Below are 15,017 nucleotides of genomic sequence, written 5' to 3'. Positions count from 1 at the left end.
TCGACCGAGAATCGGTCGTAAAACATCCGATACATCAGTTGAACATCAACAATACGATAGCAATAAATCGTTACCCTAATTGCGCTAGAGGCAGTTTTTAACACTATTACTCCAGTGCGGGTATTTCCGCTGCGTGTTACGCCACAGTGCTGCCAAAATCAAACCACCTGACCACCTGAGGAAATCCCATGAAGCTCAACCGAATTTGTCTGTCTCTTGGCCTGATCGCTGTGCTGGCGGGCTGTGCCGTGTCGCCGCAGTCTGGTGCAGAAAAAGACAAAACCTATCGCATCACCATCATGCACACCAACGACCACCATGGTCACTTCTGGCAAAACAGCGATGGCGAGTACGGCATGGCGGCGCGCAAAACGGTGGTGGACGACATCCGCCGTGAAGTGGCCGCGCAAGGTGGCTACAGCCTGCTGCTGGACGGTGGCGACGTCAACACGGGTGTCCCCGAGTCTGACCTGCAGGACGCCATACCAGACTTCAAAGGCATGAACCTGCTGGGTTACCAGGCCATGGCGGTGGGCAACCACGAGTTCGACAAGCCGCTGCCAGTGTTGAAGATGCAGCGTGATCTGGCCCAGTTTCCGATGCTGTCGGCCAACATTTATGAAAACGGTCAGCGCATGTTTGCCCCCTACAAGGTGTTTGAGCTGGGCGGCCTGAAAGTGGGTGTGATGGGCCTGACCACCGAGGACACCGTGCGTATGGTGCACCCTGACAATGTGAAACAGCTTGAATTCCGCAGCGTGATTGCCGAGGCCGGCAAGGTGGTGCCCGAGTTGCGCCGCCAGGCCGATGTGGTGATTGCAGCCACCCACATGGGGCATTATGAAAACGGAAAACACGGCACTCAGGCCCCTGGTGACGTGGAAATGGCGCGCGCCGTGAATGGCATCGATCTGGTGGTGGGGGGGCACACGCAAAACCCGGCCTGCATGAAAGCCGAGAACGTGCTCGACCGTGCCTATGTACCGGGTAGTGCCTGTCAGCCCGACCGACAGAACGGCGCCTGGATCGTGCAGGCGCATGAGTGGGGTAAGTACGTGGGACGCGCCGATTTCGAGTATCGCAATGGCGAATTCAAACTGGTGAAGTACGCCCTGATCCCGATCAACCTGAAGAAGTCGGTCAAGGCAGCGGACGGCAAAACCAGCAAGGTGCCCTACACCGCGGCCATCGCCGAAAACGCGGAGATGCTGGCGCTGCTGACACCGTATCAGAAGTTTGGTCAAGACAAACTCGGTGTGCAGATCGGCAGTGTGGACGCCGCCCTCGACGGCGACCGCGACCGGGTGCGCAAGCAACCGACCAACCTGGGCGTGATGATTGGCCAGGCCATGGTCGAGCGAGCGCGCGCCGACTTTGCGGTGGTCAATGCAGGCGGCGTGCGAGACTCGATCAAGGCTGGTGCCATCACCTACAAGGACGTGCTCAAGGTGCAGCCGTTTGCCAACACCGTCTGCACGGTTGACCTGAACGGGCAGGAGGTGATCGACTACTTGACGGCTGCGGCCAAAATGAGCCCGGGCTCAGGTGCATTCCCGCAGTTTGCGGGTGTCGAGCTGGAGATTGCGGGTGGTGCTGTCAGCAATGTGCGCATCAAAGGCCAGGCGCTTGACAAGGCTAAAACCTACCGGCTGGCGCTCAACAACTTTCAGGCTGCAGGTGGCGACGGCTACCCCAAGCTGACCGCACACCCCAGCTTTGTCAACACCGGCTTCGTCGACGCCGATGTGTTGCGCGCCTTCATTACCGCCAACAGCCCGCTGGTGGCTGCCAGGTACGAGCCCGGCACAGCGGTGCTGCGTCGATAATGCAGAGATAACCAACCAGGAGTGCAAGCATGGCAAAAGGGCAGCAAAACAGCAACAAGATGGTCAAGAAACCCAAGAAAGACACCTCGCCGCCCAAGCCCGTGTCAGCTGATGCGGTGCGCCCGACGGTTGTCACGGTGGTCCCTGTCCGGGGCAAAGCCAAGAACGCCCCACGTTAAGCCGAGACTGGCCGCAAATGTGGTCGGTTGAAGTCCAGACCGTGCGGCGGCTTGCGTGAACGGCGCTGCTCGTTCATCATGGCGCGCTGCGGTGCCACAACCCAGAACCCAGCTCGGCGGTCCGCAACGGCGTACGCCCTCGGATGCGGTTGGCCGCTCAACCGCACGCTTGGTGGAGGACCTGCGCCACTCGCAGGCTGAGCTTGAGATTCAGAACAAGGCGCTGCGCTTCAGCCAAGCTGCGGCAGAGGGGGCCTCTGAGCGTTTTGTCACCCTGTTCTCCAGTGTGCCACTGGCGCTGATGGTGGTGGACGAGCGTGGCCAGATCATGGAAAACAACGCGCGTACGCTGGATTTGCTGCGCCCTCTGGAAGATGATCCGCCGCTGACCTATCTCTTTCCCCTGATCCGGGCGGCCCATGTGGAACGGGTGCATCAGGGCTTCGTCCGTGCGACCGAGTCGGGCACCTGTGAGCTCAATGAGTTGGAGTTTTCGGCCGGCTCCAACGGCATACTGACCGGGGATATGCATATTGCGCGCATCGACAACACTCCGGGCGACGAGCACAGCTTTATCTGTGCGGTCATTGACCAGGGACCACTGCTGACGCAGCGACAGGCCTTGCAAACCAGCGCTCTGGCCCTGCATGAGCGCAACGAAGAACTTTGGAAAAGCCAGGCCCGCCTGAGCGCCATCATCGACTCGTCACTGGACGCGATCCTGTGCGTCGACGCGCAGCACCTGATCACCGTGTTCAATCCGGCAGCGGCCGCACTTTTCATGTGCTCGCTCGAGGATGCACTGGGGCAGCCGCTAGGCAAGTTCCTGCCCGAAGCAGAGCTGGCGCTTGGCAACATCGGCCCGAGCAGCCATCTGCTGTTGGGTGAAATGAACGGGCTGACTCAGCGCGGTGAGGTGGTGGCGGTCGATGTCAGCCTGTCATATGAGCAGCGCGCCAGCGGCGACGTGGTGACGCTGTTTGCACGCGATCTGACCAACAGCAAGAAACTTGAGGCCCACAAGGCTCGGCTGGAGGTGCAGTTGCGCGAGTCGCAAAAGATGCAGGCGATTGGCACCATGGCCGGTGGCATTGCCCACGACTTCAATAACATCATCAGCGCCATTTTGGGCAATGTGACTTTGGCCAGTCAGGACGTGGCCACCGACAGCCCGGCGGCCGTCAGCCTGGGAGAAATTGACAAAGCCGGGCGTCGTGCGCGCGATCTGGTTCGCCAGATCCTGACCTTCAGCCGCAATGAGCCCCCGAAACGGCTCCCCCTGCAACTGGCCGATGTCATACAGGAGACTGTACGCCTGCTGCGTGTGACGCTGCCCCCAGCCATCGAACTGCTGGTCACTACCGATCCCGATGCGCCGCCAATCATGGCCGATGCCACTCAGGTTGAACAGGTATTGCTCAATCTGTGCACCAACGCCATCCACGCCATTGGCGCTCAGCCCGGACAGATCCGGGTGGAACTGCGGCACAACCAGCGCAATGCACCGGGCAGCCAAGAGCGGCGCAATGGCTTGCGTGGACATCACGCCAGAATCACGGTCAGCGACACGGGATGTGGCATGGACGCTGCCATTGTGGAACGTATTTTCGAGCCATTTTTCACCACCAAGCCGGTCGGCCAGGGCACCGGCCTGGGTTTGTCAGTTGTACACGGCATCATGCATGCGCACGCCGGTTTGGTAGAGGTCAGCAGCACCCCGGGTGAGGGCAGCAGTTTCACCGTGCTGTTTCCGGTTGCCGATACGCCTTTGCCTATGCCGACGCCCCTCGCACCACCACGAGTCAGCGCGCGGGGGTCTGGGCAACGCGTCATGTATGTCGACGACGACGAAGCCCTGGTGTTTTTGGTCAACCGGGTTCTCAAGCGCAAGGGCTATCAGGTGCTCACCTTTACCGACCCGCGGCAGGCCATTGCCGCGCTGCGTGCCGATCCGATGCAGGTCGATCTGCTGGTTACCGACTACAACATGCCCGGCTACAGCGGCGTTGACTTGTTGCTGGACGCCAAGGCCTTACGCCCAGCGCTGCCGGTAGCACTGGCTTCTGGCTATGTCACCCCGGAAATCGAACAGGCCGCCCTGGCCGCCGGCGCACAGGCCCTGATCCATAAACCCAACGATGTGGACGACATGTGCGACACGGTGCAACAGTTGCTGACCCAGACTGCCGCCGCGGATTGACGTGGGACCAACACCGCCGGACATTGCGCTGATATACGCCGATGCTGCGCTGATTGTTGTCAACAAAGCGCCCGGGCAACTCAGTGTGCCCGGACGCGGCGCTGACAAGCATGATTGCCTTAGCGCGCGCGTACAGCAACACTACCCTGACGCCTGCGTGGTGCATCGGCTCGACATGGCCACCTCTGGGCTTTTGCTGCTGGCCCGTGGGGCAATGGTGCAGCGTCACCTGAACGCCTGCTTTGCCAATCGGCAGATCCTCAAACGTTATGAAGCGGTCGTGACGGGCATCTTGCAGCCCGACAGCCAGTTGGCGGCCCACGACTGGTCATGCATTGATCTGCCGATGCGAGCGGATTGGCCCAATCGCCCCAAAAGCATGATTGACCTGGCACAGGGCAAGCCAAGTTTGACGCGCTGGCGCGTTCTGGCGGTGGACAAACATGCGCAGACGACACGGCTGCTGCTCGAACCGGTGACAGGACGATCCCATCAGCTGCGGGTGCATCTGCTGGCGATAGGCCACCCCATCGTCGGGGATGCGCTGTACACACCCGCACCGGCCGTGGCCAGGACCGGTCGGCTGTTGCTACACGCCTGCGAACTGCGCTTGCAGCACCCGCTTGACGGGCGACCACTTCACTTTACCAGCCCGCCGGCGTTCTAGGCCACTGGCCTCACCCTCGCGCCGAGCGCCCCAGGGTGCTGTCGATCAAGCGACTCATTTTCTCTGCTGCACCTTCAATCGCTTGATTCAGATTGGCACCATGGTGCTTGATGGCTAGCGGCTGATGCCCCTCAAGTCGCGCCTCAAGTGTGCACTGAATGCTCTCGGAAGTGTTTTTCTTGCCCGCATTCTCGTCACTGAGATGGACTTCGATGCGGGTGATCTGCCCCGCAAATCGCGCCAGTGCGGCTTTCACCGTGGTGCTGGCCCATTGGGACATGGCGTCTGTGCCTTCGATGTGATTGTCGGTGTGGATCTGGACTTGCATGTTGTTTTCCTTGTTGTAGATGGGCACATGAAACAGTTTCATGATACCCAGCATCACGGTGACTGCCTTGACTCCTGTCAACTCGCGTGCAGGTTGCCTGGACGCCCAAGTCCAACCAAGATCAAAAACTGGGGCTAAGATGGCGTGTGATCCACTTTTTTTAACCCGAAGGAGACCTTGATGAGTCGTGAAGTAGTTGTCGTCAGTGCCGTACGTACCGCGATCGGAACCTACGGTGGCAGTCTGAAAGATATCGCGCCGACTGAAATGGCCGCCCAGATCGTACGTGAAGTGTTGTCACGCGCCCAGGTCGAGGGCAAGGACGTAGGGCACGTGGTCTTTGGCCACGTCGTCAATACCGAGCCGAAAGACATGTATTTGTCGCGCGTCGCGGCCATCAACGGGGGCTGCGCCGAGAGTGTCCCGGCGTTCAACGTGAACCGCCTGTGCGGCTCTGGCCTGCAGGCCATCGTGTCGGCCAGCCAGTCCATTTTGCTGGGGGATGCCGACATTGCCATTGGTGGCGGTGCCGAAAACATGAGTCGCGCGCCTTATGCCAGCCTGAATATGCGCTGGGGCGTACGCATGGGCGACACCAAGATGGTCGACATGATGGTTGGCGCGCTGCACGATCCGTTTCATGTAATCCACATGGGCCTGACTGCCGAGAACATTGCCGCCAAATGGGGCATCAGCCGCGATGATCAGGATACGCTGGCGGTCGAAAGCCACAACCGTGCCCAGCGCGCCATTGAAGCCGGTTACTTCAAGAGCCAGATCATGCCGGTCATGCTCAAAAGCCGCAAAGGTGATGTGGCGTTTGAGGCCGACGAACATTTCCGCCCCAACTGTTCCATGGCAGAGCTGGCCAAGCTCAAACCGGCGTTCATGAAAGAAGGCGGCACGGTCACGGCAGGTAACGCCTCAGGCATCAATGACGCGGCAGCCGCCGTCGTGGTCATGGAGGCGGCGACAGCCAAGGCACGGGGCCTGAAGCCGTTGGCCCGTATGGTCTCCTATGCACACGCTGGTGTTGACCCCAAATACATGGGCATTGGCCCGGTGCCCGCCAGTCAGGCCGCCTTGAAAAAGGCCGGTTTGACGGTGCAGGATATGGATGTGATCGAGGCCAACGAGGCCTTTGCCGCACAAGCCTGCGCGGTGAGTCGTGACCTCGGACTCGATCCGGCCAAGGTCAACCCCAATGGTTCTGGTATTTCTTTGGGACACCCGATTGGTGCCACCGGAGCATTGATCACGGTCAAGGCCCTCTACGAACTTGAGCGTATTGGTGGACGCTACGCACTGGTCACCATGTGCATTGGTGGTGGCCAAGGCATCGCAGCCATCTTTGAACGTCAGGCCTGACACCTTGCTGCAGCACCTCCGATGTTTGGCCTGACGGCGAGCAAAAAAACGGACCCGCTGGCTGCCTATGCCGACAAGGTTGGCGGCGCGGAACAGGCCTTGGGCCAACTGCGCAGCGGCGACCATGTTTTTGTTGGCAGTGGTTGCGCAGCACCACGCTCGCTTTTGCGTGCGCTGGAGTCAATGTCCATGCCGCCGGCCGACCTGGAGTTGCTGCATTTTTTTACCGTCAAGGCGTTTGACCACGATCTGCAAGGCAAAAGCCTGACACGGTTCAAGCACCGCACTTTTTTTGTCAGCAATGACATGCGCGCGGCGGTCAAACAGGGCATGGTGGAGTACGTCCCGATGTCGATCGCCCGCGTGCCCGACATGATCCTGCTGGGGCGTATTCCGGTCGATGTGGCGCTGATCCAGGTGTCGCCGCCCGACGAGTTTGGTTACGTCAGCCTGGGTGTTTCGGTGGACATCATCCCGGCGGCCTTGACGCGTGCCCGGCTGGTGATTGCCGAGGTCAACCCGGCCATGCCCCGCACGCTGGGTGACTCTACCGTGCACATCAGTCGCATCCATCAACTGGTGCTGGTGGATACACCCATCACCGAACTGGCACGGGTTCCGGCGCAGGAGCAGGACGTGCAACGCATTGCGCGCTACATTGCCGGCATCATCGACGACGGCTCAACGCTGCAAATTGGAATGGGACCACTGGCCCATGAGGCGCTGCAGTACCTGACCGACCGCAAGGACCTGGGCATCCACTCCGATGTGGTATCGGATGCCATCATTCCCTTGCTGGAGCATGGCAGCCTGACCGGCGCAAAAAAAACCCGGCATCCGTTCAAGATTGTTACCAGCATGGCGCTGGGGTCACGTCGACTGTATGACCTGATTGACCACAACCCGCTGTTTTCATTCCAGCCGATTGACAGTGTCTGCAACCCGCTGACTATTGCCAAGCAGCACAAGATGGTGTCGATCGCGCAGGCCTACTCAATTGACCTGACCGGCCAGGTCTGTATCGACCAGTTCAACGGCGAACTCTACAGTGGCATCGGTTGCCAGGGCGAATTTTTGCTCGGTGCGGCGCAGTCGCCCGGTGGCAAGCCCATCATTTGCATGACCTCGACCACCGACGACGGAGCGGTATCGCGAGTTCGTGCGGCATTGCTGGAGGCCGAGTCAGCCACCATCGCGCGGACCGACGTGCATTACGTGGTGACCGAGTATGGTATTGCCTACCTGTTTGGCAAGTCGATCCGCGAACGGGCCACGGCGATGATCGATCTGGCCCACCCGCGCTTTCGCCCCGAGTTGTTTGCCCGGGCACAGGCCATGGGCTACCTGTCTGCCGAGCAGACACTCAACAACCTGCGTGCTTACCCTGTCGAGGAAGAACAAACCATCACCTTGAAGGATGGTCGCACCGTGATGCTGCGCCCGGCGCTGGCCAGTGATGCACACGGTGTACGCGAACTGTTCCACCACCTGAGTGAAGCCGACGTGTATACGCGATTTTTCCGCAATGTACGCGGCCTGTCGGACGCCGAGGTACAACGCCTGTGCAACGTCAATTACGAACACGAGGTGGCTTTTGTGGCCACCACCGGCAGCCGCGAGGCTGCCAGCATCGTGGCACAGTCGTGTTACTTCATTGACCCCACCACCAACCTGGCCGATGTGGCGTACATGGTGCACCCCGACTTCCAGGGTGCTGGCCTGGGCAGCGCCATGCAGTCCTCCATGATCGCCCACGCCAGGCGGCGCGGTCTGCGTGGCTTTGTGGCCGACGTGCTGCTCGGAAACGCCCGCATGTTGCGCCTGGCCCGCAATAGTTCACTGCAAGTCCACGCGGAGAAAAACCAGGACGCCGTGCACATCACGATCTTGTTCTGAGCCCCGGCCACGCGGCGCCCCTAAATTCCCAAACTGAAAAAGTTTGGCTTGCATCAAGCTTTCCGAACACTATAGGTGTTAGGATTTCGCTCCTTTGCACCATATTTAGCGTTTTTAGCCATTCAGACCTGATTCACAAGCCGTCAGGTTTTTTGCACACAAGCCCGTCCTTAACCGGTTTTTCGCTCACTTATCAGGAATTTTTCATGGCATATCCATCCGTCGAGCCGATCCAGAGCAGCCTGTTTTTCCCCGCCCAGCCCATCAGCGAAGAAGTACTGCTTGAAAAGTACAGCAAAGGCCACGAAAAAACGATTGCCGATGTCAACCGGCGCGTGGCCAAAGCGCTCGCCAAGGTCGAATCCGCCGACCAGCAGGCGCATTGGGAGGATCGCTTCCTGGAGACGCTGGAGGCCGGCTTTCTGCCTGCCGGGCGCATTCAATCGGCGGCGGGAACCGACCTGGCGGCCACACTGATCAATTGTTTTGTACAGCCCGTGGGCGATTCGATCGCACACATCGAAGATGGCCACCCGGGGATTTACACCGCATTGACAGAAGCCGCCGAGACCATGCGCCGCGGTGGTGGCGTAGGCTACGATTTTTCGCGCATTCGCCCCCGTGGCGCCTGGGTTGGCAGCACGCAGAGCAATGCCTCTGGGCCGGTCAGCTATATGCGGGTGTTTGATCGATCGTGTGAGACGGTTGAGTCGGCCGGTGCCAGACGCGGTGCCCAGATGGGTGTGCTGCGCTGTGATCACCCTGATATTGAAGAATTTATTCACGCCAAAGACAAAGGCGACCTGCGCAATTTCAATATTTCGGTGGGTGTTACAGACAGTTTCATGCAGGCGGTGCAGGCCGATGCCGACTTTGCGCTGGTCCACCGTGGCGAACCTGGCGTGCTGCAAAAGCAAGCCGGTGCCTATCAGAACCACGACACCGGCCAATGGGTGTATCGCAAGCTCAGGGCGCGCGACCTGTGGGATCAGATCATGCGCTCCACCTATGACCATGCCGAGCCCGGCGTGCTGTTTCTGGATCAGATCAATCGCGACAACAACCTGTCTTATTGCGAGACCATTGCCAGCACCAACCCCTGCGCCGAACAGCCGTTGCCACCTTACGGCTGCTGTTGCCTCGGTTCGATCGACCTGACACGGTTCATCACCGATCCGTTTGGGCGCCAGGCACAGTTTGATGAAGTCTCCTTTGCCAGGGTGGCCAAAGTGGCGGTACGCATGCTTGACAACGTGCTCGACGCCACCGTGTGGCCGTTACCCCAGCAACAACACGAGGCCAACAGCAAGCGCCGGGTCGGGCTGGGTTTTACCGGCTTGGGCGACGCACTGGTGATGCTGAATCTGCGTTACGACACGTCCGCTGCACGCCATATGGCACAACACATCTCCGAGCTGATGCGCGACAGCGCCTACGGCGCCTCCGCTGATCTGGCACAAGAGCGCGGCGCATTCCCGCTGTTCAATGCCGACTTGTACCTGAGCGGGCAAACATTTGCCTCACGCCTGCCGACCACCCTGAAGGAACGCATACGAAAAACAGGCCTGCGCAACTCACACTTGCTGTCCATTGCACCCACTGGAACCATCAGCCTGGCGTTTGCCGACAACGCCAGCAATGGCATTGAGCCCGCCTTCAGCTGGACTTACACCCGCAAGAAACGCATGGCTGATGGCAGTTCCAAAGAGTACGCGGTAGAAGACCACGCGTGGCGCCTGTATCGCCACCTCAAAGGCCCAGATGCCGAGCTGACACCCGCCTTTGTGACGGCTCTGGAAATGAGTGCACAAGCCCACGCCGACATGGTGGCGGCGGTGGCACCCTATATTGATACCGCCATTTCCAAAACCGTCAATGTGCCCGCTGACTACCCCTATGAGGATTTTCAGGATCTGTACACCAAAGCCTGGCAATCCGGGCTGAAAGGGCTGGCCACCTACCGCCCCAATAGTGTGCTGGGCTCCGTGCTCAGCGTGACGCCCTCGCCCAGTGCGGCCAAACCATTGCAGATCGATGGAGCCAACCACCGCCTGTCGCTCGATCGGCTGCCGGCACCGGTGCTGTCGTCGCTGCGTTGGCCGGGCCGCCCCGAACTGCCCGCCGGAAACCCGGCCTGGACGTTCATGGTGCACCATCCGTTTGGCGATTTTGCGCTATTTATCGGTGAGCTGTCGCCGCAAGAGGGTGGTGCGCCGCAGCCATTTGAGGTGTGGGTCAATGGGGCCGAGCAGCCTCGCGGACTTGGCGCCTTGGCCAAAACCCTGTCGATGGACCTGCGCGCCAATGACCCTGCCTGGCTGCAGCTCAAGCTCGATGCCCTGGCCACCGTCAGCGAAGAGCACGCCTTTGAGATGCCATTCCCCCCGGATGGCGAGCGCCGCCTGTTCCCGGGCGTGGTGGCCGCCACAGCCGCCGTCATCCGCTGGCGCTGCGAGCAACTCGCCAAGGTGGCCTCAGCGCAAACACCCAGACAGATGCCCACCCCCGTCATCGACGCCATGTTCAGCCGCAACGAACCCCAGACCGGGCCGTCGGGCACCCTGGCCTGGGCGGTTGATGTTGACAACCCGGCCACTGGCGAGTCATTCACCGTGACACTCAAAGAGGTCAATCTGCCCGGCCCGGACGGCGGCGTCGTGACACGGCCCTGTGCTGTGGGTTTCAGTGGCAACTACCCCAAGGCCATGGATGGACTGGCACGCCTGCTGTCGCTGGACATGCGAGTGATAGACCCGGCCTGGATCGGCATGAAACTGCGCAAGTTGCTGAACTATGCCGAGCCGTTGGGTCATTTCATGGCCTTTGTGCCGGGCCTGCCCAACGACGAGCGGCGCCAGCAAACCTGGCCATCGACCGTGGCTTACATCGCCAGACTGATCATCCACCGCTATGCCATGCTGGGCATTCTGAACGAAGAGGGATTGCCGTTACGCGACATGGGCGTGCTGGATACACCTGATGCGGCTGAATCCAGCCATACCATGGCCGGTAAACCGTGCCCCGAATGCGGCAATCCCACGGTCATCCACAAGGATGGCTGCGATTTTTGCACCGCCTGTGGCTATGTTGGGCAGTGTGGCTGAAAACAAAAAAGCCTTGTAAACCATTCATTCACAAGGCTTTTAAAACTGGCGGAGCAGGCGGGATTCGAACCCGCGGAGGGTTTTACCCCTCGCACGCTTTCCAGGCGTGTAATTAAGTAAAATTAAATCGTTATAAATCAATTAGTTAACCTGTTTTTTAAAATAAAAAATGGATAACGGGCACAAAACGGGCACACTTGTTTTAAACTTTCGGACCACAAAACCAGTGTGAAGGACCGAAATGGCAAACTTTCGAAAGCGTGAATCCGGGCTATGGCAAGCGACAGTTCGGATGACGGGATACCCATCTCAATCAAAAACTTTTGAACGAAAAATCGATGCCGAAATTTGGGCTCGCAAGATCGAAGCGGACATTGACAGAGGGATTTATCAGAACTCATCTGACGCAGAAAAGACCACGCTCTCTGACCTGATCGACCTCTTCAAAAATGAATACGCACCGTTTCACTATCGCAAGCGCGATGACGAAAAAGAGTCCTGGCGCTACCAGCTAGCCCGGCTTGACTCGTTGCTTGGCAAATACTCTTTGGTCGCCATCGACCAAAAAGTTGTTGGTGTTTACCGAGACTTGCGACTAGCTGGCAACAAGCAAACGAAAATGCCAGCGGTGAGTAACTCAACCGTGCGCAAAGAAATCTTCATGCTGTCCAAGCTCATGAAATTTGCGCAAATTGAGTGCGGGATCCTGTTGCCCCGTGGCAACCCGGTTGACAACGTGCGCAAACCGTCTGAAGGGAAAGGACGTGAGCGACGCCTAACCAAAGAAGAGTTTGCTCGCCTGGAGACTGAAATCAAAAAGTCACGAAACAAACTGCTGTATCCGGCTTTCCAGTTCGCCATCGAAACAGCTGCGCGACAAAATGAAATTTTGTCGCTGACTTGGGAACACGTGAACCTTGACCGCAAGTTTGCGCTTCTGAAAGAAACCAAAAACGGTGAGGAACGAGCCGCCCCCCTGTCCTCAAAAGCCATTGAAGTGTTGAATGCCTTGCCCAAACCAACAGTCAAGTTGAATCCATCCGACCGGCCCTTTCCCATGGACCGGACTTGCCTTCTGAGCGTCTTTCGCTATGCCAGCCAGCGCGCCAAAATTCAAGACTTCACCTGGCACGACTTGCGCCATGAAGCCATGAGTCGTCTAAGCGAAAAGAGCGATTTCTCGATTCTTGAGCTCGCCTCCATTTCCGGCCACAAGACGCTTCAAATGCTAAAAAAGTACACCCACCTGCAGGCTGAAAAACTAGCTGAGAAGATGGGGTAGTGACCAAAGGCTGCGTCTGTCCGTTCGACTGACTACGGGGAGTTGATAACGTTTTCAGCATCCCCAAGTTCTCGCAGCAACACGTCAAAGCTCGGCGGCTCGGTCATGAACATGGGGCGCATCGTCGCGTAATCGTGCGCCAAATCACCCTGCCGTGCCACGGGTGGCACCAGCCGGAACGACCCATGGCAGGCCAGGTCGTAACGTGCCCAGCCTCTGGCAAATACCCGGCTTTTCCAGTCCACAACGCGCTCGCACTGCGCTTTGTCAGCCAAAAACTGCGGTGCATCGGCGTGTGCCAACAGCCTGACCATGTCGAAATAGTGTCGGGCATACCGGTCTGGGGTGGGTGAGTCATGTGGTCGGTGGTACTCCGCATGCAGGATGGTTGCTTTCTCCCAAAAAGTGCGCTGCAACTCCAGCGCCACTACCTCACATTGCCAGTCACCAAACACGGGCGCAAACACACTGGCAATCAGCGGTGCAATGGGGTAGCGCCCAGTAGGTTGCTGGTCGGTCAGCGTACCCAGCTCCAGCTTGACTTCTCGGCGCACATAGTCAAAACCGTGACCCTGCGACGTTGGATACCGAAAATACACGATGGGCGACTTGGCGTCCGCATCCAGCTCGTAATGAAGCCATGTGCCTGCGGGTGCGGTGCCCAGCGCATCAATGATCGCGCTCTCCAACAAGGGCAAGACCACCAGCTGCACCTTGTCCGCACATAGGCGCTGCATCTCCAGCACGGCGGCGTCACGCTTGACGCGGCTGGTCAAAGTGTCAAAGCCTTGCGCATCAGCACCCACAAACTCCGGCACCAGGCACAGATCAATATCTTCCGAGAACCGGTCAATGACCCCAAACACCTTGGACAACGACGTGCCGCCCTTGAACACCAAAAACGGTGCCAACTCAGACTGCGCAAACAACAAGCGCAGCAACCACGACACCCAGAAATCTTTCTCCAGAATCACGGCATTGAGGTGCAAAGTGAGTGCCGCGTTGTCGAACGCCAGCTTGCGGTCCGCGACCGACATGGCCGTGAAGCTGCTGCTCATGGCCGGGCTACCTCTCGAAAATGGGCATGCATCCACTCCGGTGCCAATGCGATATCTTGCAATAACGTGGCGCGTTCCACCGCTGGCAATTTTTCGCGCAAGCGCGCAATGCGTTGCTGCGTGATGCTGGCTGCGCCAAGACTACGAAACGCCTGAATCAGCAAGGCGCTCAACCGGCCCGCCGCCGCCATGTTGCGCGGTGTTGTGCGCTTAAGGCTGATCTGGGTAGGCCCAACCTTCACCGTACGCGTAGCGCCGTCTGTCAAAAACACCACCTGCGCAGGCACCTGCTCAGACAAACCCAGCAGATTGGCCGCATAAACCCCCGATGGTTGCAGCCGGATGCCCTCTTTACGTTCCAGCGCCTTTGCCACCGATTCAATGGCGGGCCAAAGCAAACCCAAAACCGGGTGGACTACCGGCGTGTCGTATAGGCCGCGGCCTAAAAGGCGAATCATACCGGCCGCCTTGCTGCGCGCGAGTGCGCTGGCCACCGCTGTGCGGCTGCCAAGATCGGCAAAGTCGGCAGGTGTGAACACCCAACCCGGCCCCTGCAACTGGATGCGCTGTAGAACTTGGTCGTCAATAGAACCTGCGTGCTTGCTCATTTGCAACGAATAATACTATAAATTCGTTGCAAAACATGATTCAACCAGGTGTTGCAGGTTGCTCTGCCGGTTCATATCCCCCTGGCCGCTGAATTTGACTTGACTCGGTGGTCATCTGCAAAAACCGCTGCCGGTGAAAACCCAAATAATGGGCGTGCTGCACAGACATCCAGCGCAACCGCATGCCTGCGGCAAGCCCCAATTTTTGCTGGTCGCTCGGCGGGATGGTTTTGGACACTAGCAACTCGCCCGCGCTTGAGAAGCTGACCAGGAAACTGTCGAATAGCACATCGAGGTTCGCACTCAGCAAAAATCCATTGAACACATCCAGCCGCTCGGCGTCAGATGCGCACTCGGCCCAGGGCTTGGCATGACTGGCACGTAGAGCTTGCGGCAGTGCCAAACCAGTCACTGCACAGGCACCGCCCCAGTAATCCAGCATGGCCTGACGATAAGCCTGCTGCCCCACCCGCTGGCGCACCATGCGCTGCACTTCGGTGT

12 protein-coding genes are annotated in these 15,017 nt (G+C 59.0%); 8 read left to right on the top strand and 4 right to left on the bottom strand.

The window, feature by feature from the left end:
* Window positions 1-188 precede the first annotated feature (188 nt).
* From ushA to KBF66_RS10660, 4 genes are all read left to right on the top strand, one after another.
* Entirely contained in the window at window positions 189-1,826 is a 1,638-nt protein-coding gene (ushA, locus tag KBF66_RS10675; RefSeq protein WP_296656212.1) for a bifunctional UDP-sugar hydrolase/5'-nucleotidase UshA, read from the top strand.
* Window positions 1,827-1,855: 29 nt separating this feature from the next.
* Window positions 1,856-2,005: a hypothetical protein gene (locus KBF66_RS10670; RefSeq protein WP_296656210.1), complete on the top strand. Its 150-nt coding sequence runs from the start codon at window positions 1,856-1,858 to the stop codon at window positions 2,003-2,005.
* 91 nt (window positions 2,006-2,096) lie between these two features.
* Entirely contained in the window at window positions 2,097-4,205 is a 2,109-nt protein-coding gene (locus tag KBF66_RS10665; RefSeq protein ID WP_296656208.1) for an ATP-binding protein, read from the top strand.
* A gap of 1 nt (window position 4,206) precedes the next feature.
* Window positions 4,207-4,872, top strand: a complete 666-nt coding sequence (locus tag KBF66_RS10660; protein ID WP_296656205.1) for an RluA family pseudouridine synthase — start codon at window positions 4,207-4,209, stop codon at window positions 4,870-4,872.
* Window positions 4,873-4,882: 10 nt separating this feature from the next.
* Here KBF66_RS10660 and KBF66_RS10655 read toward each other — a convergent pair whose 3' ends face one another.
* The gene (locus KBF66_RS10655; RefSeq protein ID WP_296656203.1) at window positions 4,883-5,242 is read right to left on the bottom strand and encodes an HPF/RaiA family ribosome-associated protein; all 360 of its coding nucleotides are present in this window, start codon (window positions 5,240-5,242) and stop codon (window positions 4,883-4,885) included.
* 138 nt (window positions 5,243-5,380) lie between these two features.
* On the opposite strand from KBF66_RS10655, the gene bktB reads away from it, so the two are divergent.
* The 4 genes from bktB (at window position 5,381) to KBF66_RS10635 (ending at window position 12,850) form a co-directional block, all read left to right on the top strand.
* The gene (bktB, locus tag KBF66_RS10650; RefSeq protein WP_296656200.1) at window positions 5,381-6,568 is read left to right on the top strand and encodes a beta-ketothiolase BktB; all 1,188 of its coding nucleotides are present in this window, start codon (window positions 5,381-5,383) and stop codon (window positions 6,566-6,568) included.
* A gap of 21 nt (window positions 6,569-6,589) precedes the next feature.
* Window positions 6,590-8,464 carry a GNAT family N-acetyltransferase gene (locus KBF66_RS10645; protein WP_296656199.1) on the top strand — a complete coding sequence of 625 codons (1,875 nt, stop codon included), beginning with the start codon at window positions 6,590-6,592 and terminating at the stop codon, window positions 8,462-8,464.
* A 206-nt stretch (window positions 8,465-8,670) separates the two neighbouring features.
* The gene (locus KBF66_RS10640) at window positions 8,671-11,568 is read left to right on the top strand and encodes an adenosylcobalamin-dependent ribonucleoside-diphosphate reductase (RefSeq protein ID WP_296656197.1); all 2,898 of its coding nucleotides are present in this window, start codon (window positions 8,671-8,673) and stop codon (window positions 11,566-11,568) included.
* A 241-nt stretch (window positions 11,569-11,809) separates the two neighbouring features.
* Window positions 11,810-12,850 carry a site-specific integrase gene (locus tag KBF66_RS10635; RefSeq protein WP_296656194.1) on the top strand — a complete coding sequence of 347 codons (1,041 nt, stop codon included), beginning with the start codon at window positions 11,810-11,812 and terminating at the stop codon, window positions 12,848-12,850.
* A gap of 32 nt (window positions 12,851-12,882) precedes the next feature.
* On the opposite strand, the gene KBF66_RS10630 is transcribed toward KBF66_RS10635, so the two are convergent.
* From KBF66_RS10630 to KBF66_RS10620, 3 genes are all read right to left on the bottom strand, one after another.
* Window positions 12,883-13,908, bottom strand: coding sequence for a nucleotidyl transferase AbiEii/AbiGii toxin family protein (locus KBF66_RS10630; protein WP_296656192.1), 1,026 nt, complete (start codon window positions 13,906-13,908; stop codon window positions 12,883-12,885).
* Window positions 13,905-14,516, bottom strand: coding sequence for a DUF6088 family protein (locus KBF66_RS10625; RefSeq protein WP_296656190.1), 612 nt, complete (start codon window positions 14,514-14,516; stop codon window positions 13,905-13,907). The genes KBF66_RS10630 and KBF66_RS10625 overlap by 4 nt, the downstream gene beginning before the upstream one ends.
* A gap of 40 nt (window positions 14,517-14,556) precedes the next feature.
* A partial coding sequence (locus KBF66_RS10620) for an HNH endonuclease (RefSeq protein ID WP_296656187.1) occupies window positions 14,557-15,017 on the bottom strand: 461 nt, incomplete at its 5' end.

The organism is Rhodoferax sp. (assembly GCF_018063565.1).
In the GTDB taxonomy this organism is placed as follows: domain Bacteria; phylum Pseudomonadota; class Gammaproteobacteria; order Burkholderiales; family Burkholderiaceae_C; genus Rhodoferax.
This window is presented reverse-complemented; position numbering and strand designations above follow the sequence as displayed.

Coding starts and splice junctions, on each gene's coding strand:
- KBF66_RS10640 (WP_296656197.1), top strand. CDS start 8,671: ATGGCATATCCATCCGTCGAGCCGATCCAGAGCAGCCTGTTTTTCCCC.
- KBF66_RS10625 (WP_296656190.1), bottom strand. CDS start 14,516: ATGAGCAAGCACGCAGGTTCTATTGACGACCAAGTTCTACAGCGCATC.
- KBF66_RS10655 (WP_296656203.1), bottom strand. CDS start 5,242: ATGAAACTGTTTCATGTGCCCATCTACAACAAGGAAAACAACATGCAA.
- ushA (WP_296656212.1), top strand. CDS start 189: ATGAAGCTCAACCGAATTTGTCTGTCTCTTGGCCTGATCGCTGTGCTG.
- KBF66_RS10670 (WP_296656210.1), top strand. CDS start 1,856: ATGGCAAAAGGGCAGCAAAACAGCAACAAGATGGTCAAGAAACCCAAG.
- bktB (WP_296656200.1), top strand. CDS start 5,381: ATGAGTCGTGAAGTAGTTGTCGTCAGTGCCGTACGTACCGCGATCGGA.
- KBF66_RS10645 (WP_296656199.1), top strand. CDS start 6,590: ATGTTTGGCCTGACGGCGAGCAAAAAAACGGACCCGCTGGCTGCCTAT.
- KBF66_RS10635 (WP_296656194.1), top strand. CDS start 11,810: ATGGCAAACTTTCGAAAGCGTGAATCCGGGCTATGGCAAGCGACAGTT.
- KBF66_RS10630 (WP_296656192.1), bottom strand. CDS start 13,908: ATGAGCAGCAGCTTCACGGCCATGTCGGTCGCGGACCGCAAGCTGGCG.